Origin of the sequence: Nocardia barduliensis (assembly GCF_013315795.1) — a bacterium.
Lineage (GTDB): Bacteria > Actinomycetota > Actinomycetes > Mycobacteriales > Mycobacteriaceae > Nocardia > Nocardia barduliensis.
This window is the reverse complement of the sequence record NZ_JABLTE010000034.1, coordinates 1-21,129: the sequence shown is the minus strand read 5'-3', so window position 1 is coordinate 21,129 and position 21,129 is coordinate 1. Positions and strand designations below refer to the sequence as shown.

Sequence of the window (21,129 nt, the reverse complement as noted above, 5' to 3'; positions counted from 1 at the left end):
CGATCTTCCGAGAGGCTACTCATCGCGGACGCCCTTGTCCGGGCAGCCTGTTGCCCGCTACCGCGCCATGCTCGGCGCGGGAGCCGGTTGCTCCCGCCGCGCCCGCCTGGCCAGCAGATACGCCGCGGCTGCCGCGGGGATGTTCATCAGTACGCCGTACACCGCCCCGGGAACGGCCATGGTCTCGTTGTGCAGCACCGACGCGGCCACGGCGATCGCCAGCGCCGCGTTGTGCACGCCGATCTCCATGGCCGATGCGATCGCCTGACCGGTCTCCACCCGCAACAGCCTGGGCAGGAAGTAGCCGATGGCCAGACTGAGCACGGCGAACGACAGGCAGATCGAGGCCAGCTTCCCGATGTGCTCGGTCAGCGTGTCCAGATTCGCGCCCACCCCGGCCGCGATCACCAGCGCGAGGACCACGACGGAGAGGATCTTCACCGCGCCGCGCATCCGGAGCGACCACTCCGGGAACCGCCGGTGCACCACCATGCCGAGCGCCACCGGCACCAGCACTATGGCGAACACCTGCGCGAACTTCTCCGGCCGCAGGCCCACCGAAGCTTCGTCCTCCAGGAACAAGGCGTAGGACAGCGCCACCACCACCGGCATCGTGAACACCGCCAGCACCGAATTGATCGCGGTGAGCGTGATGTTCAGCGCCACATTGCCTCCGGCGATGTGACTGAACAGGTTCGCCGACGCTCCGCCCGGCGACGCCGCGAGCAGCAGCATGCCCGCGGCCAGCGCGCCTTCGAGTCCGAACAGGTAGATCATGCCCAGGCACAGCGCGGGAAGCAGAAGCATCTGGCACGCCAGCGCGATCACCGCCGCTTTCGGGTACCGCAGCACGCGGGCGAAATCCGCTGTGGTCAAGGTCAGCCCGAGCCCGAACATCACCAAGGCCAGCGCCAGCGGCAGCAGTACCGCGAAAACCGTTGCGCCCATGGGGTCTCCTCTCCGCCGAGCGGCCGGACCGGCCGATCCCGGGGACCGACGTTATCGACTCGCGGCGCAGGTGGCCAGCCCAGGTCAGACGGTGACGGTCACACCCCGTGCCGCCGACTCCCGCGCTTTCGCCAGCAGGCGCAGGGTGGTGACGGCGTCGCGAGGGTCGACGGGAACGGGCGTCCCGTCGAGTAGCGCGGCGGCCATCGCGGAGTAGAACGCGGGGTACGCGCCGGGCGCGGTGGGCACGGGGGCGAAGTCGGGTTCCGCGCCGAGCACGCCCCAGCGCTCGGCATCAACTGTGCCCCAGGGCAATTGGTCGTCCGGGCGGCGACCGGCCCGTAACGCTTCCTCCTGCGGGTCCAACCCGTAGGTGACATACGCGGCTTCCGATCCGAGTACCCGGAAACGTGGTCCGAGCTGCGGGGCGACGGCGCTCATCCAGAGGTGGGAGCGCACACCGCCGGAGTGCGTGAGCGCGACGAACGCGTCGTCGTCGGTTGTGATCCCCTCGCGCCGCCGGTCCAGCTCGCAATACACCGAAGCCACCGGGCCGAACAGGGTCACGGCTTGGTCCACCAGGTGACTGCCGAGGTCGAGCAGAATGCCCGCGCCCTCCGCCTCCGTGCCGACCTCCCGCCAGCCGCCTTTCGGCACCGGACGCCAGCGCTCGAACCGGGACTCGAAACGCCGTACCCGGCCCAGCTTCCCGGCCTCGACCAGCTCCCGCACGGTCCGGAAGTCGCCGTCCCAGCGCCGGTTCTGGAAGACCGACAGCGCGAGGCCCGAGCGCTCCGCGCGGGCCATGAGGTCCTCGGCGTCGTCCACTGAGACCGCGAACGGCTTGTCGACCACCACCGGCAGACCGGCCGCGAGCGCCTGCCGGGCCAGCGGCGCGTGCGTGTGGTTCGGTGTCGCGATCACCGCCAGGTCTATCCCGGCCGGTGCGGCGAACAGCTCATCGGCATCCGACACCACGCGCACGCCCCGATGTTCGGCGCGAGCGCGCTCGGCGCGTTCCGCCGAGGATGTCACCACCACCGCCACCCGCATCCGAGGCTGCGCGGCGATCAGCGGAGCGTGGAAAACCGCTCCGGCCAAGCCGTAGCCGAGCACGGCGACTTCGAGGATGCTCATGCCCCGACGCTACCGCCGCGGGGCGACTACACCAGGGATCACCGGGGTCGTCCTTGTCGACCAGCAGCCGCACGGTACGAACTCGGTAACCGAGCGCGTCCCGGCCGAGGTCACCGACGCCACGAACTTCGCCCGGCCCTGCGGTCCGTCGCGCGCGCCGCGACAGTAGCGCCCGAGCCGTCGCGATGATGCCCGAGCCGCCCGGAAATCTGATGGTCCGGGCGGCTCGTGGCCGGGTGGCAGTCGGTGCGCGGCCCGGCCGGGTCATCGCGCGTGCACCTGCTGTGGGGCTCGACGCGAAGGCACGCTCGTCGGGAGGGGTTTACATAGGGCTTCTCAGGTGTGGAGACACCGCACCATAGACCGACATGAGAGGTGCTCCCAATAGCTGCTGTACGCCATCGCAACCGAGGTGCGCGTGCATCATCTGATCGGGGTCGGCGGGCTGGTGTGCTTCCTGCTGCTGGCATGGCTACCCAGTTCCGACCGCCGCGCCGCGGGCCGTCGGCTGCCGCGGATAGCGGTCCTGCTGATCCTGCAGATCGCACTCGGTTTCCTGCTGCTGAAAACCGGCATCGGGGGCAGCGTTATCCGCGCGATCAGCGACACTTTCGACCGCATACTCGGCTACGCGGCACAGGGCACGGCGTTCGTGTTCGGCGACCTTCCGACCGTGGGCAGCGGCGGGCCCGCGTTCCTCTTCGCGGTCCTGATGCCGATCGTGCTCGTCTCCGCGCTGATCGGCATCCTGCAACACGTGCGGGTACTGCCGCTGATCATCAAGTACCTCGGGTTGCTGCTGTCGTGGGTGAGCGGCTTCGGCAAGGTCGAATCGTTCAACGCCGTCGCCGCCGTCATCCTCGGTCAGTCCGAGGTGTTCATCTCGCTGCGGGCCATGCTCGACGACATCCCGCCGCAGCGGATGTACACCCTGGCCGCCTCGGCGATGTCGACGGTCTCGGCGGCCATCCTCGGCGCCTACATGCAGCTCATCGACCCGAAGTTCGTGATCGCGGCGATCATGCTGAACATGCTCGGCGCGTTCGTGGTGTGCGCGCTGATCAACCCCTACCCGGTCACGGCCGCCGACGACGACGAGCTGCTCGGGAAGGAGATCGCCGACAGTCGCAAGCGGCAGTCGTTCTTCGAGATGCTCACCGACTACATCCTCGTCGGCTTCAAGGTCGCCTTCACCGTGGCGGCCATGCTGATCGGCTTCATCGCCCTGCTGGCCATGGTCAACGGCGTCTTCGCCGCCGTGTTCCACGGCACCACGTTCCAGGACGTGATGGGGCACGTTTTCGCGCCTTTCGCCTGGCTGACCGGCATCCCCTGGGACGAGGCGGCGGCCGCGGGCCGATTCATGGGCACCAAGCTGGTCTCCAACGAGGTGGTCGCCATGCACGAACTGAACAGCGACAAGGCCGGACTGTCCGAGCGCACCGTCGCGATCGTGTCCACCTACCTGGTGTCGTTCGCGAACTTCGCCACCATCGCCATCGTCACCGGCGCCGTCCGCAGTCTCAGCGCGCAACAGGGCACCGTCATCGCCCGCAACGGACTACGCCTGCTCTACGGCGCGACCTTGGTCAGCTTCCTGTCCGCCACCATCGTCGGCCTCCTGAGCTAGAGCGCGGCGCTCAGATCGCGTCCGTCTGTCCGTATCTGTGGGTTGCGTGTCCTTGCGGACTCGGCTCGGCGGCTCGAGACTGGGCTCATGGAGGCAAGCGGTGACGTCGTGGTCGCGGTATCGGACGGGGTGCTGATGCTCGACGTCGCCGGACCGGTGCAGGTGCTGCACTGGGCCGGGCGCCGGATTCGCTTCGCCTCGCCCGACGGCGCTCCGGTGCGCACCGATGTCGGTGTACCGCTCGGCGTCGACGGTGTGCTGGGCGAGCTGAGCGCACCGGTGGACCTGCTGCTGGTGCCGGGATACCCGCCGCAGGACGACGTTCCGGCGGCGCTGGTGGACGCGGTGCGCGCGGTCGGCGGCGCGGCGCGGCGGGTGGCCTCGGTGTGCACCGGCGCGTTCGTGCTGGCCGAGGCCGGATTGCTGGACGGGCGGCGCGCCACCACGCATTGGCTGGCCTGTGCCGCACTGGCGCAGCGGTTTCCGCGCGTGCGGGTCGACGCCGACGCCATCTATCTGCGCGACGGGCCGATCGTCACGTCCGCGGGCGTCACCGCGGGCATCGATATGGCACTGGCGCTGGTGGAGGAGGAGCACGGCGCCGAACTCGCGCGCTCGCTGGCGAAACATCTCGTGGTGTTCCTGCACCGGCCCGGCGGCCAGTCGCAGTTCAGCGTGCGCACGAGCATTCCGACGCCGCGCACCGACGGTCTGCGCCAGGTGGTCGACGCGGTGATCGCCGACCTGTGCGCCGACCACAGCCTGGCGGCCATGGCCGCCCGCGCCGCGCTGAGCGAACGCCATCTCAGCCGCCTGTTCCGGCAGGAGATCGGCATGACGCCAGGGCGTTACGTCAAGCAGGCCCGCTTGGAAGCCGCCCAGGCGCTGCTCGAATCCGGCGACGAGCCGATGACGGCGGTCGCCCGGCGCAGCGGGTTCGGCTCCGAGGAGACGATGCGCCGCACCTTTCTCGACCTGCTCGGCACCGCGCCGAGCGACTACCGCAGGCGCTTTCGCGCGCCCGCGCGCTGATCGCACCCTTCACTCACCAGGAGTTCGACCATGTCCTTGTCTCGTCGTGCCGCGCTGGGCGCGGGCATCGCCGCAAGTGCGTTCGCTGTCGCTGCGAAAACCGCCGCCGCACAGCACTTCACGTTGCAACACCCGCCGACCTCGTTGGCCGGCAGAGCGAACGAACTCGTCACCGCCCAACTCCCCCCGGCGCTGCGCAACCACAGCGTGCGGGGCTTCTTCTTCGGGCGTGCGATCGCCGAGCGGCAAGGCTTGCGGCCCGGCGCGGACTACGACGAGGAGACCATGTATCTCATCTGCGTACTGCACGACCTCGGCCTGGCCGATGGCGCGGGCGACGACCAGAGATTCGAGATCGACGGCGCCGATCGCGCCGCGCGATTCCTCGAGGACAACGGCGTCACCGACGCCAGGGTGGACACGATCTGGGACGCCATCGCCGCGCACACCTCCGGTTTCACCGACTCGCCGGTCTGGCGCCGCCGCAGGCCGCCGGAGACGTGGATCGCGGTAGACGGAATCGGCCTCGACGTGGGCGGCGCCCCGACCGACCTGCCGCCCGGGTACGCCGATCTGGTGCACGCCGCGTACCCGCGATTGGGCGGCAGCCGCGCGCTGGGCGCGGCGATCGAAGCCCAAGCCCTGGCGAACCCCCGGAAGGCGCCGCCGGGGAGCATGGCCGACGTGCTCCTGCGCGATCGCCATCCCGAACTGCCGACGCTCACCTGGGACGGGATCCTGGCGATGAGCGCCTGGGGCGACTGACGGCTCAGCCGCCGGCTTCCTCGGCGGCCCGCAGATCGGCTTTCCATTCCCGGAAGCCTTCCTCGGTGCGGCCGCGACGCCAATACCCGGAGATCGAGGCCGCCCACTCGGCGGTGACGCCCCGGTCCTTGCGGACATAGCGGCGCAGATCCTTCATGACCGCCTCGGCTTCGCCGTGGATGAACACTTGGACCTGACCGGGCGCCCACGGCGCCGCGCGGACGGTTGCGGCGAGCAACTCGCCCGGGGGCCGGACGCCGCGGTGCAGCCAGGTCAGCTCGATGCCGTCCGGCTGCTTGAGCGGCAGCTCGTCGTCCGGACCGGCGACTTCGACGAACGCCAGCCCGGTCGCTTCGGCGGGCATCGCCTCGAGCGCGGCGGCGATAGCGGGCAGCGCCGCCTCGTCACCGGCCAGCAGATGCCAGTCGGCGTCGGGGCGCGGGGTGTAGGCGCCGCCGGGGCCGTACAGGTCGATGGTCGCACCCGGCCGGACCTCCGCCGCCCACGGTCCCGCGATGCCTTCGGCACCGTGGAAGACGAAGTCCACCGCGATCTCACCGGCGACCGGGTCCACCGACCGGACGGTGTAGGTGCGCAGCACCTCGTTGCCGTCCTGCGGGAAAATGAACTTCACATACGAGTCGGTGAACTCGCTGGGCCGGAACGCGGCGAAGCCGGGGCCGCCCAGGTGCACCCGGATCAGATGCGGGGTCAGCCATTCGGTGCGCTGCACCGTGAGGGTGGTGCGAGGACGTGCCAAGAGAACCTCCGATGAGAATAATTAGGCTTACCTTACTTACCCTACCCGCGTTCGGCTCGAGCTGCGGGCAACCGCTGACGGCGCGCCGCCGAGGCGTGAAGATGATCACCATGACGCAGTCCGTGCCGACACCGGCCCACGCCGTGCAGCAGCGCTACCGCCACCCGCAACCGGTCGAACCCGCGCAGTGGAACCAAGTCCTGCAGGTGCTGCACGAACACCGCTCGGTGCGCCGCTACCTGCCGGACCCGGTGCCCGACGCCACACTGCGTCTGCTGATCTCCGCGGCGCAGTCCGCGCCGACGTCGTCTAATTTGCAGGTCTGGAGCGTTATCGCGGTCCGTGACCCGCGGCGCAAGGCGCGGCTGGCCGCGCTGGCGGGTGACCAGGCGCACATCGTCCAGGCGCCGGTGCTGCTGGTCTGGACGGCCGATTTCGCCCGCCTGCGCCAACTCGCCGCGGACCGGAGCGCGCCGCTGGAGGGCGCGGACTATCTCGAGTCGAGCTACGTCGGATTCATCGACGCCGCGCTCGCGGCGCAGAACGCGGTCGTGGCCGCCGAATCGCTCGGGCTCGGCACCGTCTACATCGGGGCGCTGCGCAACAAGCCGGAAGACGTCGCCGCCGAACTCGGCCTGCCGCCGCAGGTGTTCGCCGTCTTCGGCTTGGTGGTCGGCCACCCCGACCCCGCCGAGGACGCGCGGGTGAAGCCGCGCCTGCCGCAGGAAGCCGTCCTGCACCACGAGACCTACGATCTGGACGCGCAGCGGGGACACGTGGCCGAGTACGAGACCCGGATCGCGGAATTCTATGCCGAGCAGCAGCTCGCGCATTCCTGGACCGAGCGGGTGCTGGCCCGGCTGGCTTCGGCGGCGGCGCTGAGCGGCAGGCACCGACTGCGCGAGTCGCTCACCAACCACGGCTTCCGATTGCACTGACCCGCCGCCTCAGGCCGCGACCTTCTCGGTGAGCAGTTCGAACGATCGGGCGCGGTCGTCGATGTCGTAGACCAGGGTGTTGATCATCAGCTCGTCGGCCTGGGTGCGGTGCAGCAGGTCGGCGAGCTGACCGCGCACCGTTTCCGGCGAGCCGAGCAACTGCCCGGCCCTGCGCTGCCGGATGAAGGCGCGCTCGTGTTCGGACGGGCGGAACGCGGCCGCTTCCTCCGGCGTGGCCAGCGCCCGCGGCGTGCCGCGCACCAGATTGAGGAAGGCCAGGTCGCGCGGGCCTGCGAGCGTCTCGGCGCGCTCGTCGGTGTCCGCGCAGATCGCCGCGACCGCGACCATCGCGTGCGGGCGCGACAGGAGCTCGGAGGGCCGGAAGTGCTCGCGGTAGAGCGCCAGCGCGGGCTCGGTGTTGTCCGGGCTGATGTGATGGGCGAAGGCGAACGGCAGCCCGAGCACCGCGGCGACCTGGGCGCTGTAGCCGCTGGAACCCAGCAGCCAGATCTCCGGCTCCTCGCCGCGGCCCGGCGTCGCGGCGATGCCGCCGGGATCGGACCCGCGGAAGTAGCCGAGCAGCGCGGCCAGCTCCTGGGGGAACGACTCCGCCGACAGGCCGTCCGCGGTACGCCGCAGGGCGCGGGCGGTCGCCTGGTCGGTGCCGGGCGCGCGTCCGATGCCCAGGTCGATCCGTCCGGGATGCAGCGCGTGCAGGGTGCCGAATTGCTCGGCGACCACGAGCGGAGCGTGGTTGGGCAGCATCACCCCGCCGGAGCCGACCCGGATGGTGGAGGTGGCGGCGGCCAGGTGGGCCAGCAGCACGCTCGGCGCCGAACTCGCGATGCCCGGCATGTTGTGGTGTTCGGCCACCCAGAAGCGGTGATAGCCCAAAGCCTCGGTGCGCCGGGCCAATTCGGTGGTCGCGTCGAGCCCCTCGCCGACGGTGCGGCCGGACTGCACCGGCGCCAGATCCAGTACGGACAGCGGGACGTCGATCATCTGTCTCCTCCAGGGTGCGATCTCCATCCCAACGCGCGGCGCTCCCGGTGTATTTCGCCGGCCGCCTCAGCCGCGCGCTATCGCGCGGAACACCTCGATGGTCTCCTGCTCGTCCTGGGTGGTCCCGTGGTCGCTGAGTTTGACGATGACGGTGCCGCTGGGCGGGTCGACGTAGACGTACTGGCCGTAGACGCCGACCGCGGTGAGATCGGCCCCGTCCCCGCCGGTCGGGTGCCACCACTGCGCGCCGTAGGGCCAGTCGCCCACCCGGTGCGGGGCCGGGGTGCGGATGCGGTCGATCCATTGGGGCGGCACGATCTGCGCGTCGCCCACGCGCCCGCCGTCCAGCACCAGCTGCCCGATCTTGGCGAAGTCGCGGGCCGTCGCGTTGAGACAGCAGAACGCCTTCTCCTGGCCGCCCGCGCGATCGAGGTTCCACAGCGCGTCGTCCTGGGCGCCGATCGGAGCCCAGATGTCGCGCTCCAGCAGGTCCGCCAGCGGCAGGCCCTCGACCCGCGCCAGCGCCATGCCGAGCAGTTGGGTGTCCACACTGCGGTACTCGCCCGCGCTGCCCGCCGGGAACCGCAGGCCGCGGTGATCGCGGACGAATCCGGCGAGGTCCTCGGTGAGGTACATCCGGGCGGTGCCGGTCAGCGGCATGTACTTGTTGTAGTTCTCCGAGACGTCCACGCCGGAGGCCATGTCCAGCAGGTCGCGGATGGTGACGGTGTCGTAGGCGCCGCCCGTGGTCAGCTCGGGCAGGATCCGCACCAGGCGGTCGTCCTCGGCGAGCTTCCCCGCGGCGACGGCCCGGCCGGTCAGCAGCGACACGATGGATTTCACCACCGACCACGACGACTGACGGGTGGTCGCCGTGACGCCGTCGCGGTACCACTCGTGGGTGACGGCGCCGCCGCGCAGGACGAGGAACGAATTGGTGTGCGTGGTGTCGAGGAAATCGGTGATCGAGCGGTGCGATCCGCGCCACGGCACCCGCTCGGGCAGCGGCCGCGGTGCGTTCGGCAGGGGACGCGCAGTGAGCGAGGCGGACACCGTCCGGCTCTCGAACAGTGCGCCTTGGGCGGAGGGCGGGTCGGTCATCAGCCGCACCAGCGTCGGCGGCGACGGTATGCGCAGCACCGGCGTGGTGACGAACGCCGCGCCGACCAGGACGGCGACGGCGGCGAGCAGGACGAGGACGGCACGCAGCGCGTAGCGGCCGGGTCGGGCGCGCCGGTGCGGCGGTTCGGTCATGACGGGAGCCGATCGGTAGGGGACCCGATGATGGCATGTCCGGCGCCGGTCCGGTAGGGCCGGACGGCTTCGGCGGTCGGCCCGGAAACGACGCGCACGGGCGGGGCGGTAGCGTGACGACTCGATCGAGGCCGACCATGCGATGATCCGACGTCGTGTGCTCGGCGCACCGGCCGGTGACCGGCGTCGCCGCCCAGCGAGGGGAAGGACCGCAGTATGACAGCCTCCGACCGTCACGTTCAGGACGCCGGACCGTCGGCTCCGGCGGACAGCGGCGACTCGGAAGGCTATGCCAGGAGCCTGAGCCCGCGCACCATTCAGATGATCGCCATCGGCGGCGCGATCGGCACCGGCCTGTTCTACGGCGCGGGCGGTGCGATCGAGCAAGCGGGTCCCGGCCTCATCCTGGCCTACCTGGCGGCGGGCCTGGCCATCTTCGTGATCATGCGGGCGCTCGGCGAACTGCTGACCTACCGGCCGATCTCGGGGAGTTTCGCCGAGTACGCCCACGAATTCCTCGGCCGCTTCGCCGGTTTCGTGACCGGCTGGTCGTACTGGGCGGTGTGGGTGACCACCTGCATGGCCGAGATCACCGTGGCGGGCAAGTACGTGCAGTACTGGTTCGACATCCCGCCGTGGATCACCGCGCTGGTCGTGCTGGCGGTGATGTTCGGCGCCAACCTGATCTCGGTGCGGCTGTTCGGCGAGGGCGAGTTCTGGTTCTCCGCCATCAAGGTGACCGCGATCGTCGGCATGATCCTGCTCGGCATCGGCGTGCTGCTGATCGGCTTCGGAAACGCCCCGAATCCCACCGTCACCAACCTGTGGGCCGACGGCGGCGTGTTCCCCAACGGTCTCGGCCAATCGCTGCTCGTGCTGCAGATCGTGCTGTTCGCCTACGTGGGCGTGGAATTGGTGGGCGTCACCGCCGGGGAGGCGCGTGAGCCGCGCACCACCTTGCGCAAGGCGATCAACACGCTGCCGTTCCGGATCGGCCTGTTCTACGTCGGCGCGCTCGTGGTGATCATGTCGGTGTCCAGTTGGCGCGACTTCCACGCGGGCAAGAGCCCGTTCGTGGAGGTCTTCCAGCAGATCGGCATCCCCGGTGCGGCCGGCATCGTGAATTTCGTGCTGCTCACCGCGGCGCTGTCGTCGTGCAACTCCGGTATCTACTCGACCGGCCGGATGCTGCGCACCCTGTCGCTGCGCGGCGAGGCGCCCGCCCGGCTGAACCAGCTGAGCGCGAACGCGGTGCCCTGGGTCGGGATCAGCGCGTCGGCGGCGGCGATGGTGATCGGCGTGGTCGTCAACGTCATCTCCCCGGACAAGGCCTTCGCCTACATCACCTCGGTGTCGACCATCGGCATCATCTTCGTCTGGGGCGTCATCCTGGTGTGCCACCTGCTCTACCGCGCCAAGGTCGCCCGTGGTGAGCTGCCCGCCAGCGACTACCGGCTGCCCGCCGCGCCGTACACCACCGTGCTCGCGCTGGCATTCCTCGGCCTGGTGGTCGTGCTGCTGTTGTTCACCGACAGCGGGCGCACGGCCATCGCGGTCGGTGCGGTGTGGGCGGTGCTGGTGTCGGCCGGATACTTCACGCTGCGCAAACTCGGCAGGCCCGCTACGCCGACCGAGTCCGTGCACACCAGCTGACGCGCGATTTTCCGCTAGGCCGCGAGGAAGAGCGCGGCCGCGCCGATCGCCTCCACCACGCCGTAGAACCAGGTGGGGTAGAAAGCCGTTCGCTCGTCGAGCACGGCGGACACCACCCGGCCGAGGGCCATGCCCGCCAGCGCGGCGCCGATGGCGACCATGATCCCGCCGCGCAGGGATCCGAGGTCGAGAGCGGCCACCGCGAGCACGGCGGCCATCGCCAGACCGAAACCGCCGTAGACGGCGCGCACTTCGTATCGGGCGCTCGGCTCCGCGAGCCGGATGCCGAAGGGCCTGATCAGCGCGACCGGCGACGCGAGCGCGTAAACACCCATGCCCAGGAAGAACACGCCGACGATTCCGCATACCGCCTGTGCCACTACGACCTCCGAGTTCCGGTTCGGTTGGAAAGCCCAGCTTGCGCCAGGCCCGGCAGCGAACGCTTCCGAAAACCCGCTGCGTCGGGTCGTGTCGTCGGATCGGCATCCGCGCGGCCCCGCGGCCTTGCCACGGCGGTCCGGCGGGAATTCCATCTCCGACCAGCGTGAATGCGCCGGTTTCGGGCCGGTTCGGGTGGACGCAGGTCAGTCGGTCGCCGCACGCGGGGGCATCATGGCCGCGGCGACGACCATGACCGCGGCCATCGCCGCGATCGCGACGAAGACCAGGTGTATCGCCGCGGCCAGCGTCTCCGGCGGCGGGTGATCGGAGTGACCGACCCGCGCGTTCACGACCGCCCCGAACACCGCGATGCCCACCGCGCTGCCGATCGAGCGCGCGAACATGTTGGCGGAGGTGACCACGCCCCGCTCGGTCCATTCGGCGCTGGTCTGCGCCGCGATCAGGGTCGGGGTCGCGACCCAGCCCATGCCGATGCCTATCACGAAGCACGACATGGCGACCTGCCACAACGCCGAGTGCTGGGTGATCAGCAGCGTGCTCGCGGCGCCGAGCGCCGCCGAACCGCTGCCGAGCAGAGCGGTCGTCCGGAAACCGAAGCGCAGATACAGTTTCCCCGCTTGGGACGCGGCCAGCGGCCAGCCCAGCGTGAGCGCGCCGACCGTCAGGCCGGCGACCAGCGCGCCGGTGCCGAGCACACCCTGGGTGAAGGTCGGCACATAGGAGGTCGCTCCCACCAGGATCGCGCCGATCAGCACCGACACCAGGCTGCTGGCGATCACCACACGGCGAGTGAACACCCACAGCGGCAGGATCGGATTCCGCGCCCTGCGCTCGACCAGCCCGAACAGCGCGAGCAGGACCGCGCCGCCGGTGAAGATCCCGATGCTGAGGGGCGAGGACCAAGCCCACGCCTGGCCGCCCTCGAGCAGCCCGAGGATCAACGCGCCCGCCCCGACCGCCAGCAGCGCCGCACCCAGGTAGTCGACACTCTGTCGCCGCCGGGGGGCGCTCTCGGCGAAATTGCGGACCAGCATCCATCCGGCGAGCGCGCAGAGCGGAAGGTTGATCAGGAAGATCCAGCGCCAGCCCACGTAGTCGGCGAACAGGCCGCCCAGCAGCGGGCCCGCCACACTCGACATGGCCCACACACTGGCCAGATAGCCCTGCACCCGAGCGCGCTCCGACAGCGTGTACAAATCGCCCGCGATGGTCATCGTCATCGGCTGGATCGCTCCGGCGCCGATGCCCTGCACGGCGCGGAAGACGATCAGTCCGAGCATGCTGGTCGCCGCGCCGCACAGCAGCGAACCCAGCGCGAACGTCGCGATCCCGAACAGGAGCACCGGTTTGCGGCCCACGGTGTCGGCGAGCTTGCCGTAGATCGGCACCGTCACCGCTTGCGCCAGCAGATAGATGGAGAACAACCAAGGGAATTGCGCGAAGCCGCCGAGACTGTGGGTGATGGTGAGCACCGCCGTGGCGATGACCGTGGAATCGAGCGCGACCAGCCCGGTGGCCAGCATCAGCGCTCCGAGCACGGCGCCGCGCTCGGAGCGCAGCCCGATCGCCGCCGTCGCAGTCTCCGTCGCCACCGCGGCCCCTCTCGTTCGCTTGTCTAACCACCTCGAACGACGGTATCCGCTCCGCGACTATTCCCGCACCGTGATTTCCCAGCGCGATCCGGGCAAGAGGGGGCCGCTCACCCGAGGCGCGGTCGGGTGAGCGGCCCCGGCGGCGCACCGGCGCTGCCGTATCCCGCAGTCGCCGGTGCCCCGGGTCAGTGGGGCGGATCCGCCCCGGTGGGTGGCGGCTGTGCCTCGAGAACGGCGAGTTCCTCGTCGGTGAGCAGCCGGGAGCGGATGAGGAAGCGCACGCCTTCGGGTGCTTCCAGGGAGAATCCACTGCCTCGACCGGGCACCACGTCGACGGTGAGGTGGGTGTGGCGCCAGTAGTCGTACTGGTCGGCGCTCATCCAGAACGGCGTGTCCGCCGCCAGGTGCCCGAGCAGCACGTCCGACCCGCCGACCCGGAATTCGCCGCGCGGATAGCACATCGGTGAGCTGCCGTCGCAGCAGCCGCCGGACTGGTGGAACATGACCGGGCCATGCTGGGCGATCAGCTGCCGCAGCAGTGTCCGCGCTGCCGCGGTGAGCTCGACACGATGGACCGGATCGCCCATCAGAAGAACCCGAGCTTGTCCGGCGAGTAGCTGACCAGCAAGTTCTTGGTCTGCTGGTAGTGGTCGAGCATCATGCGGTGGTTCTCGCGCCCGATGCCGGACTTCTTGTAGCCGCCGAACGCCGCGTGCGCGGGGTAGGCGTGGTAGCAGTTGGTCCAGACCCGGCCCGCCTTGATCCGGCGGCCCAATCGGTAGGCGGCGTTGATGTCGCGGGTCCACACTCCGGCACCGAGCCCGTAGAGGGTGTCGTTGGCGATTTTCAGCGCTTCGTCGATCGAGTCGAAAGTGGTCACCGACACGACCGGCCCGAAGATCTCCTCTTGGAAGATGCGCATGTCGTTGCGGCCGGAGAAGATCGTCGGCTCGACGTAGAAGCCGTCGGGGAACTCCTCGACCTTGCGCGGACCGCCGCCGGTGAGCACCTCGGCGCCTTCCTGGCGGCCGATGTCGAGGTAGGACAGGATCTTCTCGTACTGGTCGTTGCTGGCCTGCGCGCCGATCATGGTGGCGTCGTCGAGCGGGTTACCGCCGCGGATGGCTTTGGTGCGTTCGATGCACCGGGCGATGAACTCGTCGTAGATCGAGGAGTGGATCAGCGCGCGGGACGGACAGGTGCAGACCTCGCCCTGGTTGAGCGCGAACATCACGAAGCCCTCCACGGCCTTGTCGAGGAAGGCGTCGTCGGCGGCCATGATGTCGGGCAGGAAGATGTTCGGGCTCTTGCCGCCCAGTTCCAGGGTGACCGGGATGATGTTCTCGCTGGCGTACTGCATGATCAGCCTGCCGGTGGTCGTCTCGCCGGTGAAGGCGACTTTGGCCACGCGCGGGCTCGCGGCCAGTGGCTTGCCCGCCTCGACGCCGAAGCCGTTGACCACGTTCACCACTCCGGGCGGCAGCAGGTCGGCGATCAGCTCGACGACCTTCAGGATCGACGCCGGGGTCTGCTCGGCGGGCTTGAGCACCACCGCGTTTCCGGCGGCCAGCGCGGGCGCGAGTTTCCAGGTGGCCATCAGGATCGGGAAGTTCCAGGGGATGATCTGCCCGACGACGCCGAGCGGTTCGTGGAAGTGGTAGGCGATGGTGTCGGCGTCGATTTCGCTGATGCCGCCCTCCTGGGCGCGGACCGCGCCGGCGAAGTAGCGGAAGTGATCCACCGCCAGCGGCAGGTCGGCGGCCAGCGTTTCCCGGACCGGTTTACCGTTCTCCCAGGTTTCGGCCACGGCCAGCGCCTCGAGGTTGTCCTCGATCCGATCGGCGATCTTGTTGAGGATGTTCGCCCGCTCGGCCGCCGAGGTGGCGCCCCACGCGTCGGCGGCTCGGTGCGCGGCGTCCAAGGCGAGTTCGATGTCGGCGGCCGACGAGCGCGCCACCTCGCAGAAGGTCTGCCCGTCCACCGGGGAGGGATTCTCGAAATAGCGGCCCTCGACCGGGGCGGTCCACTCACCGCCGATGAAATTGTCGTAGCGCGCGGCGTATTCGACGACGCTGCCCTCGGTTCCCGGCTTCGCGTAGCTCATGGCGGGTAACTCCTCGCTGGTTGCGGACGTGATGCGCACGGCGGGTCGGCCGTGACGCGGGTCACTATGCCGCGCGAGGGTTGAGGAAACGTTGAGGCGCGCGGCGCCCGCCCGGCGCCCCGAGGCGGAACTCAGTCGCGCAGCGCGCCGTGCAGCCGGGCAGCGGCCAGCGCACGACGAGCGTCGCCCGCGGGGAGCAGGCGCAGCGCGTGTTCGTGGATCTCGACGTCGTGCGGGGCGCGCTCGCCGTAGCGCAGCGCGTGCTCGACGTTTCCGCTGGTGAGCACGGCGGTACGCACACCGACTGCCAGATATTCGCGCCACTGCACGATGCCCGGCGTGTCCGAGTCCGGTAGCAGCGGCCCGCGATACAGCTCGACCGCCGTGGCGGTGTCGCCCGCCTCGAGCGCGGCGAGCACGTCCACGGCGTCGCAGGACAGTGGGCTCACCAGCTGGTAGACCCGGCTGGTGATATCGCCGCCGGTGGCGCGGCGCAGGTGGGACATCTCCGATTTGAGCGTGCTGGCGCCGACCGGCCGGTCACCGTACACCGCGAAGTGCAGGCGTTCATGGGTGAAACCCGCTGGCTCGAGCGCCAACAGGGCCAGTATCTCCAGCTGCCTGGGGCGCAAGCGCACGGGTGCGCCGTCGCGGATCAGGCGGGCAGCGCCGAGACAGGTGAGCCGGACGCCCGGCGTTGCCATGCGGTGGTGCAGTTTGGCTTCGATGGCGGTGACCAGGGTGCGGGCGGTGGACATGGCCAGCGGGTGGGCGCGATCCCAGGTGGTGGACAGGTCCAGCACGCCGAGTTGACGGCCGTCCGCCGCGCGGATCGGCGCGCAGTAGCAGACCCAGCCGTGCAAGGCGGCGACCAGGTGTTCGGCCGAGAAGACGGTGTGCGGCCGTTCGGTGCGCAGCGCCAGCGACAGCGCGTTCGTGCCCATGTGGGCCTCGTCCCAGCGTCCGCCGGGCGCGAAGTTCACCTGTTCGGCACGCCGACGCATCACCGGACCACCGTGGGACCACAGAATGGTTCCGGTCTCGTCGGTGATCGCCGCGACGTAGCCCGCGCCCTCGGTGATATCGCGCAACTGATCGGTCAGCTCGGATACCGGTGTGCGCAAGGGGGATTCGGCCCAGCGGGCGGCGACATCGGCTTCGGCCAGCGGCGCGTGCTCGCGCGCCGGATCGACGGTGCGCAGCGACCGCAGCCACGATTGCGCGACCTCGCTGCGCAGCGTGGAGTCACCCTGCGGCGCTCCGGCGGGTATCCACCGGGACCACTCTTGTTCCAGCGCAGCGCGTTGCTGCGAGAGGGAACTGCGCTGTGCCATCTCGCGGATCCTGTGTCTTCGCTCCGATCGTCTTCGTGCCTCCCCATCATGCCCCAGCGCACGGCCGGGCAGTCCGTTTCGGCCTGCTGTCCACGGGGCTGGACGACTCTGGATGGAGCCGACGGTCGGATCGCCGCGTCCCCCTCGGCCGCGTATGCGCGCCCAGGGGATCCCGGCGACGCGACCGGCGATCGGTGTGCGGTCGTCCGTCGACGGCCGCACACCGGACCGGCCGATTACGGCGTGGAGAAACCGATCAGCGCACCGATGCCCGCTCCGATCGGGATGGTGACCAGCGCACCGACCCCACCGAGGAAGAAGCCGATCACGGCGCCGATCCCCGCGCCGATGAGCGCGCCGATGCCCGCGTTGTACTGCTTGCGCGCGAGCGTCTCGTCCTCGGCGACGAACTGGGTGAGGCGCTCGGTCGCGGCGGGCGCGTTCACCGGCGTCACCGTGAGGGTGCGCCCGGCGTCGGTGATCGCGGGCGCCAGCCCGTGTGTCGCGCCGGCGGCCTGGAACCTCAGGGGGAGGGTCGCGACGACCTGTCCCGCGCCGTTGCGCATCTCGACCGCGCCGGCGTCGGCGGTCAACGCGAAGGTGCCCGCGTCGAGGGTGGTGACCACCCCGGTGCCGTCGGCGGCGGGCGCCGAGGTGAAGCCGATGCCCTGCTCGACGCCGTGCACGCTGACCTGCGCGGGCGTGGCCGGCTGGGCGTGCGCGACGCCCGTCGCGATTCCGGTGGCTCCGACCGCGAGGAGGGCGGTGGCGGCGAATCTGTTGACTCTCATCGTATTTCCCCACATAGTCGTGTCGGCCACGAGTGCCGACGAATCCCCAAGATGCCGGTTCTCGGCCCCACCCATTCTGGCCGCAGGGCTTTCCCGAAGCAATCGTTCTGCGAATTTCACGGAAAATCGGTGGCCGGTTCGCGACTCGGCCGCAGGCGAAATATGCTCGGGGAAAGTCTGATTCGCCGCAGCTGTGATCAGTTTGCAGTAGGTGTGCTGATTCGGTCAGCGGCGCTGCGGAATTCGGCCGTGTGAACCGACAAATACTCCGAAACGCCCGCGCGTGAAATCGAGGAGCGGCGAGTGCGTCGACGGAGTGCTGCGAAGGCGCTGCGATTTTTCGCAGCTCGGCGGGGCGAAAGGGGCGGAGGTGTTCCGCTCGTGGTGTGGCAGCGCAATTCGCGGCCGCCAGGATGTTGCGGAGTCGCGGTCGGCGGGTGAGTTGTCCGTTCTCGCCGGTGGCGGCTCGGGGCGGTGGCAGGTGAATCCGGATCCGCGCTCGTGCGACGACGCGCGCCGTGGCGCGGAGCCGGAAATCACCTGTGCGGGAGCGCTCGTCCTCAGAACGCGCTTCCGGTGCCGGGCCGCAGCCAGACGATGCCGGGCCACATGCCGAACGGGCTGCCCCAGAAGCCGTACGGATTGCCCCAGAGGCCGTAGCCGCCGTAACCACCCCAGCCGCCGTAGCCGTGCCGGCCCCAGCCGCCGTGGCGGTGCCAGCCGCCGTGGATCTCCTCGGCCTGACTCGTCTGCGCGCCGGTCGGCTGCTGCGCCATCGCGGGCGCCGCGACGGCGGCGACTGGTGTCAGTGCGAGCGCGGCGACCATCGCCACGCGGACAACGGCTCGCCGGGCGCGGCCGGTCTCGACATCGTGGATCATCGGTACTTCCTCACTTCGGGTACGTCTGCGTCCGGTCGGTGACCGATTCCGAGGCCATCGACCTAAGTTCACCATCACATATTGTACCGTTGAATAACGGTACGTTCAATGTGGTGCGATAGTGCGAGAAATCGCCCAGGCCCGGCACCGCTCGTCCCCGGTACCGTCGACTCATGGCTACCAGTGCCGATGTGCTGACCGACGCTTACCAGCGGATCAAGGAAGTGGTGCACGAAGCCGTCGACGGATTGCCGGACGACGCCCTCGTCCACCGCGTCGATCCGGACGCCAACTCGATCGCGTGGCTGATCTGGCACCTGACCCGGGTGCAGGACGATCACATCGCGGACGCGGCCGGTACCGAGCAGGTCTGGACCGAACAGGGGTGGTACGACCGGTTCGGCCTGCCCATCGACAAGACGGCGACCGGCTACGGCGACGGCGCCGCCGACGTGGCGCTGATCCGCGCGCCCGCCGAGTTGCTCACCGGCTATTTCGACGCGGTGCACGAGCGGACGCTGCGGTTGCTCCGGACCCTCCGGGACGGCGATCTGGACCGCGTCGTCGACACCCGGTGGGACCCGCCGGTGACGCTGGGTGTGCGACTGGTCAGCGTGATCTCCGACGATCTGCAGCACGCCGGGCAAGCCGCGTTCTTGCGCGGGGTGGTCGAGCGGACGAGATGACCGGCACCGGGAAGCCGAAACGTGGGCCGGGTCCGCGTCGTGACGTAAGTTGATCCGGCGCATCCGAAATGTTCACAGAGAGTGCCGCCGTGGTCGTTGAGAGTGTTCTCGTCGGAATCGTCGTGCTCGTTGTCGTCGCGCTGGTCGTCCTCACGCTGGTCGGCGCCCACTGGTACGTATGGCGGCGGCTGGTGCGGGACACGACCGTCGCGGGGTCCCGCGCGCGTCGAATCGGCACCGCTGTCGTGGTGACCGGGCCGGTGCTGCTGCTCGGCGCGACGGTGGCCGAACTGCTGTCCGCTCCGTTCGCGGTGGTGCGGATCATCGCCTGGCCCGGTTATCTGTGGGGCGCGTTGTTCGTGTACCTGCTGCTGGCGCTGCTGGTCGGCGAACCGATCCGGCGCCTGGTACTGCGCCGCATCGATCGCGCCCGCCCCGTGCTTGAACCCGCGGCCGCGGGTTCTGCTGCGGCGGAACCCGTGCCGGAGAAGGACGAGACGGTCGAGCAGGCGCAGGTCGAGACCACTCCGCTGCCGCGCCGCGTCTTCGTTTCCCGCGTGGTGGGCGGGGCCGCCGTCGCCGCCGCGGCGACCACGGTCGGCCTCGGCGCCTACGGCGTCCTCAACGGGCCCACCGTCAAACACGTCACCGTGCCGCTGGCGAAATTGCCGCGCGGGGCCGACGGCTTCCGCATCGCGGTGGTCAGCGACGTCCACCTGGGCCCGATCCTGGGGCGCGGTTTCGCCGAGCGGGTGGTCCGGACGGTGAACGACACCCAGCCCGACCTGATCGCGGTCGTCGGCGACCTGGTGGACGGCAGCGTCGAGCACCTCCGCTCGGCCGTCGAGCCGCTGGCCCGGCTGCGCGCGCGGCACGGCACGTTCTTCGTGACCGGCAATCACGAGTACTTCTCCGGGGCCGAGCAGTGGGTCGAGCACGTCCAGGAGCTCGGCATGCACCTGCTCGCCAATGCCCGCACCGAACTGCCGGGATTCGATCTGGCGGGCGTGAACGACGTGCAGGGCGAACGAACCGGCCACGGCCCGGACTTCGGCAAGGCGCTCGGTGACCGCGACCGGTCCCGCACGGCCGTGCTGCTGGCGCACCAGCCGGTGCTGATCGAGGACGCGGTGGCCCACGGCGTGGATCTCCAGCTGTCCGGCCACACCCACGGCGGCCAGATCTGGCCGGGCAATTACCTTGCCGCCCTGGCGAATCCGACCGTCGCCGGGCTGGAGCGGTACGGCGACACCCAGCTGTACGTGTCCAGGGGAGCCGGGGCGTGGGGTCCGCCGGTGCGGGTGGGCGCACCGTCGGACATCACCGTCGTAGAACTCGCCTCGCTACAGGCTTGACCGCGCCTCCCGGCCCGGCATCACCTCGTGCGAGGCCGGGAGGCGCGCATCCGCGCGTTATCCGAACAGCCCGCCCAGCACGCCACCGCTCTGGCCGGCTTCCTGTCCGCCGCCGGTGCCCCCGAGGAAGCCGCCCGGCGGCAGCTCCGACGGCTGCACGATGACGAATCCGCGTCCGGAGAACGACAGCGTCATCCCCTCGCCGGTGCTGCGGCCCATCAGCCGGCCGAGCCCGAAGGAATCGTTGCGTTTGATGCCGGTTTGCAGGCTCGACGACCAGGCCACCGCGGCCTGCGGGTCGGCGTAGGTCGGCTGGTCGACATTGAGCACCACCGGCGTGCCGTGCGTGGTGATGGCGATGCGGCCGCGGCCGGTGAAGACGCAGTTGAACAAACCGGCGTTGCTGGCGAATCCGGCGGCGCCCTGCACCATTCGGATGTCGTAGCGCAGCGAGGAGTCGAAGGCGAGCACGTTGGCGCCGTTGATGGTCAGGCCGTCGGTGCCGTCCAGGTCGATGGTGTGCACGTCGGCGGCGCCGCTGGCGACGAAGAGGTCGCCGCGCCCGGACACCTTCATCAGCGGAACGCCCTCACCGGTCAGCCGCTGCTGGATGGCCCGGCCGATCCCGCCCGCACCGAGCGCCTGGAAATGCAGCTCGCCCTGATAGGCGACCATCGATCCGGCGCGGGCCATGACCTCACCGTTCACGGCCACCTTGATCATCTTGCCGCCCTGCTTCTGGATGCCCGCGCCGGTGACCTCGGCGTGGCTGGGGGCGAACAGTTCGCTCTGCATCGGCAGCGCTCCTTGCTGGGGTGCGGGCATCGGTGGTGGCGGCGCGGCGGCGGCCGGTGCGGAATAGGCC

20 protein-coding genes are annotated in these 21,129 nt (G+C 70.1%); 7 read left to right on the top strand and 13 right to left on the bottom strand.

The features are described 5' to 3' along the window. Positions 1–57: 57 nt before the first annotated feature. Together HOV91_RS16610 and HOV91_RS16605 are read right to left on the bottom strand one after the other, a co-directional pair. Positions 58–948, bottom strand: coding sequence for a bile acid:sodium symporter family protein (locus HOV91_RS16610; protein ID WP_174186303.1), 891 nt, complete (start codon positions 946–948; stop codon positions 58–60). A gap of 84 nt (positions 949–1,032) precedes the next feature. Further along, positions 1,033–2,085, bottom strand: a complete 1,053-nt coding sequence (locus tag HOV91_RS16605; protein ID WP_174186302.1) for a Gfo/Idh/MocA family protein — start codon at positions 2,083–2,085, stop codon at positions 1,033–1,035. A 418-nt stretch (positions 2,086–2,503) separates the two neighbouring features. Between HOV91_RS16605 and HOV91_RS16600 the strand changes: the two genes are divergently transcribed. From HOV91_RS16600 to HOV91_RS16590, 3 genes are all read left to right on the top strand, one after another. Next, positions 2,504–3,715: a NupC/NupG family nucleoside CNT transporter gene (locus HOV91_RS16600; protein WP_174186301.1), complete on the top strand. Its 1,212-nt coding sequence runs from the start codon at positions 2,504–2,506 to the stop codon at positions 3,713–3,715. Between the two features lie 87 nt (positions 3,716–3,802). Continuing rightward, positions 3,803–4,747, top strand: coding sequence for a GlxA family transcriptional regulator (locus tag HOV91_RS16595; RefSeq protein WP_174186300.1), 945 nt, complete (start codon positions 3,803–3,805; stop codon positions 4,745–4,747). A gap of 30 nt (positions 4,748–4,777) precedes the next feature. Beyond that, entirely contained in the window at positions 4,778–5,512 is a 735-nt protein-coding gene (locus HOV91_RS16590) for an HD domain-containing protein (RefSeq protein ID WP_174186299.1), read from the top strand. Between the two features lie 4 nt (positions 5,513–5,516). On the opposite strand, the gene HOV91_RS16585 is transcribed toward HOV91_RS16590, so the two are convergent. Then, positions 5,517–6,272 (bottom strand): siderophore-interacting protein, encoded by a 756-nt coding sequence (locus HOV91_RS16585; RefSeq protein ID WP_174186298.1) that lies wholly within the window; start codon positions 6,270–6,272, stop codon positions 5,517–5,519. 101 nt (positions 6,273–6,373) lie between these two features. On the opposite strand from HOV91_RS16585, the gene HOV91_RS16580 reads away from it, so the two are divergent. Beyond that, on the top strand, positions 6,374–7,210 hold the full coding sequence (locus HOV91_RS16580; protein ID WP_438822673.1) for an NADPH-dependent oxidoreductase: 837 nt from the start codon (positions 6,374–6,376) through the stop codon (positions 7,208–7,210). Between the two features lie 9 nt (positions 7,211–7,219). Here the strand turns inward: HOV91_RS16580 and HOV91_RS16575 are convergent, their stop codons facing one another. Both HOV91_RS16575 and HOV91_RS16570 read right to left on the bottom strand, forming a co-directional pair. Then, positions 7,220–8,212: an LLM class flavin-dependent oxidoreductase gene (locus tag HOV91_RS16575; protein ID WP_174186297.1), complete on the bottom strand. Its 993-nt coding sequence runs from the start codon at positions 8,210–8,212 to the stop codon at positions 7,220–7,222. 66 nt (positions 8,213–8,278) lie between these two features. Continuing rightward, positions 8,279–9,466: a serine hydrolase domain-containing protein gene (locus tag HOV91_RS16570; protein ID WP_174186296.1), complete on the bottom strand. Its 1,188-nt coding sequence runs from the start codon at positions 9,464–9,466 to the stop codon at positions 8,279–8,281. Between the two features lie 216 nt (positions 9,467–9,682). Here HOV91_RS16570 and HOV91_RS16565 point away from each other — a divergent pair, with 216 nt between their 5' ends. Next, a complete protein-coding gene (locus HOV91_RS16565) occupies positions 9,683–11,119 on the top strand; it encodes an amino acid permease (protein ID WP_174186295.1) in 1,437 nt (478 codons plus the stop codon). A gap of 14 nt (positions 11,120–11,133) precedes the next feature. Here HOV91_RS16565 and HOV91_RS39885 read toward each other — a convergent pair whose 3' ends face one another. The 7 genes from HOV91_RS39885 to HOV91_RS39475 all read right to left on the bottom strand — a co-directional run bounded on the left by HOV91_RS39885 (position 11,134) and on the right by HOV91_RS39475 (position 18,223). After that, the gene (locus tag HOV91_RS39885; protein WP_312884654.1) at positions 11,134–11,499 is read right to left on the bottom strand and encodes a DUF4345 family protein; all 366 of its coding nucleotides are present in this window, start codon (positions 11,497–11,499) and stop codon (positions 11,134–11,136) included. 204 nt (positions 11,500–11,703) lie between these two features. Then, positions 11,704–13,113, bottom strand: a complete 1,410-nt coding sequence (locus HOV91_RS16555; protein WP_174186293.1) for an MDR family MFS transporter — start codon at positions 13,111–13,113, stop codon at positions 11,704–11,706. Positions 13,114–13,298: 185 nt separating this feature from the next. Then, complete coding sequence (locus tag HOV91_RS16550; RefSeq protein WP_174186292.1) at positions 13,299–13,700, bottom strand: DUF779 domain-containing protein; 402 nt, start codon at positions 13,698–13,700, stop codon at positions 13,299–13,301. Further along, a complete protein-coding gene (gene exaC, locus HOV91_RS16545) occupies positions 13,700–15,217 on the bottom strand; it encodes an acetaldehyde dehydrogenase ExaC (protein WP_174186291.1) in 1,518 nt (505 codons plus the stop codon). The genes HOV91_RS16550 and exaC overlap by 1 nt, the downstream gene beginning before the upstream one ends. Before the next feature lie 131 nt (positions 15,218–15,348). Continuing rightward, positions 15,349–16,551, bottom strand: a complete 1,203-nt coding sequence (locus HOV91_RS16540) for a sigma-54-dependent transcriptional regulator family protein (protein WP_174186290.1) — start codon at positions 16,549–16,551, stop codon at positions 15,349–15,351. 236 nt (positions 16,552–16,787) lie between these two features. Continuing rightward, on the bottom strand, positions 16,788–17,342 hold the full coding sequence (locus HOV91_RS16535; RefSeq protein ID WP_174186289.1) for a DUF8020 domain-containing protein: 555 nt from the start codon (positions 17,340–17,342) through the stop codon (positions 16,788–16,790). 560 nt (positions 17,343–17,902) lie between these two features. Further along, entirely contained in the window at positions 17,903–18,223 is a 321-nt protein-coding gene (locus tag HOV91_RS39475; RefSeq protein WP_217440575.1) for a hypothetical protein, read from the bottom strand. 173 nt (positions 18,224–18,396) lie between these two features. On the opposite strand from HOV91_RS39475, the gene HOV91_RS16525 reads away from it, so the two are divergent. Both HOV91_RS16525 and HOV91_RS16520 read left to right on the top strand, forming a co-directional pair. Next, positions 18,397–18,909 carry a mycothiol transferase gene (locus tag HOV91_RS16525; protein WP_174186288.1) on the top strand — a complete coding sequence of 171 codons (513 nt, stop codon included), beginning with the start codon at positions 18,397–18,399 and terminating at the stop codon, positions 18,907–18,909. 89 nt (positions 18,910–18,998) lie between these two features. Next, entirely contained in the window at positions 18,999–20,264 is a 1,266-nt protein-coding gene (locus HOV91_RS16520) for a metallophosphoesterase (RefSeq protein WP_312884653.1), read from the top strand. 57 nt (positions 20,265–20,321) lie between these two features. Here HOV91_RS16520 and HOV91_RS16515 read toward each other — a convergent pair. After that, a partial coding sequence (locus HOV91_RS16515) for an AIM24 family protein (RefSeq protein ID WP_174186286.1) occupies positions 20,322–21,129 on the bottom strand: 808 nt, incomplete at its 5' end.

Excerpts from the sequence above, each read along its gene's own strand:
- HOV91_RS16610 (WP_174186303.1), bottom strand. The coding sequence starts at position 948 with ATGGGCGCAACGGTTTTCGCGGTACTGCTGCCGCTGGCGCTGGCCTTG.
- HOV91_RS16605 (WP_174186302.1), bottom strand. The coding sequence starts at position 2,085 with ATGAGCATCCTCGAAGTCGCCGTGCTCGGCTACGGCTTGGCCGGAGCG.
- HOV91_RS16595 (WP_174186300.1), top strand. The coding sequence starts at position 3,803 with ATGGAGGCAAGCGGTGACGTCGTGGTCGCGGTATCGGACGGGGTGCTG.
- HOV91_RS16590 (WP_174186299.1), top strand. The coding sequence starts at position 4,778 with ATGTCCTTGTCTCGTCGTGCCGCGCTGGGCGCGGGCATCGCCGCAAGT.
- HOV91_RS16580 (WP_438822673.1), top strand. The coding sequence starts at position 6,374 with ATGATCACCATGACGCAGTCCGTGCCGACACCGGCCCACGCCGTGCAG.
- HOV91_RS16575 (WP_174186297.1), bottom strand. The coding sequence starts at position 8,212 with ATGATCGACGTCCCGCTGTCCGTACTGGATCTGGCGCCGGTGCAGTCC.
- HOV91_RS16570 (WP_174186296.1), bottom strand. The coding sequence starts at position 9,466 with ATGACCGAACCGCCGCACCGGCGCGCCCGACCCGGCCGCTACGCGCTG.
- HOV91_RS16565 (WP_174186295.1), top strand. The coding sequence starts at position 9,683 with ATGACAGCCTCCGACCGTCACGTTCAGGACGCCGGACCGTCGGCTCCG.
- HOV91_RS16550 (WP_174186292.1), bottom strand. The coding sequence starts at position 13,700 with ATGGGCGATCCGGTCCATCGTGTCGAGCTCACCGCGGCAGCGCGGACA.
- exaC (WP_174186291.1), bottom strand. The coding sequence starts at position 15,217 with ATGAGCTACGCGAAGCCGGGAACCGAGGGCAGCGTCGTCGAATACGCC.
- HOV91_RS16540 (WP_174186290.1), bottom strand. The coding sequence starts at position 16,551 with ATGGCACAGCGCAGTTCCCTCTCGCAGCAACGCGCTGCGCTGGAACAA.
- HOV91_RS16535 (WP_174186289.1), bottom strand. The coding sequence starts at position 17,342 with ATGAGAGTCAACAGATTCGCCGCCACCGCCCTCCTCGCGGTCGGAGCC.
- HOV91_RS39475 (WP_217440575.1), bottom strand. The coding sequence starts at position 18,223 with ATGATCCACGATGTCGAGACCGGCCGCGCCCGGCGAGCCGTTGTCCGC.
- HOV91_RS16525 (WP_174186288.1), top strand. The coding sequence starts at position 18,397 with ATGGCTACCAGTGCCGATGTGCTGACCGACGCTTACCAGCGGATCAAG.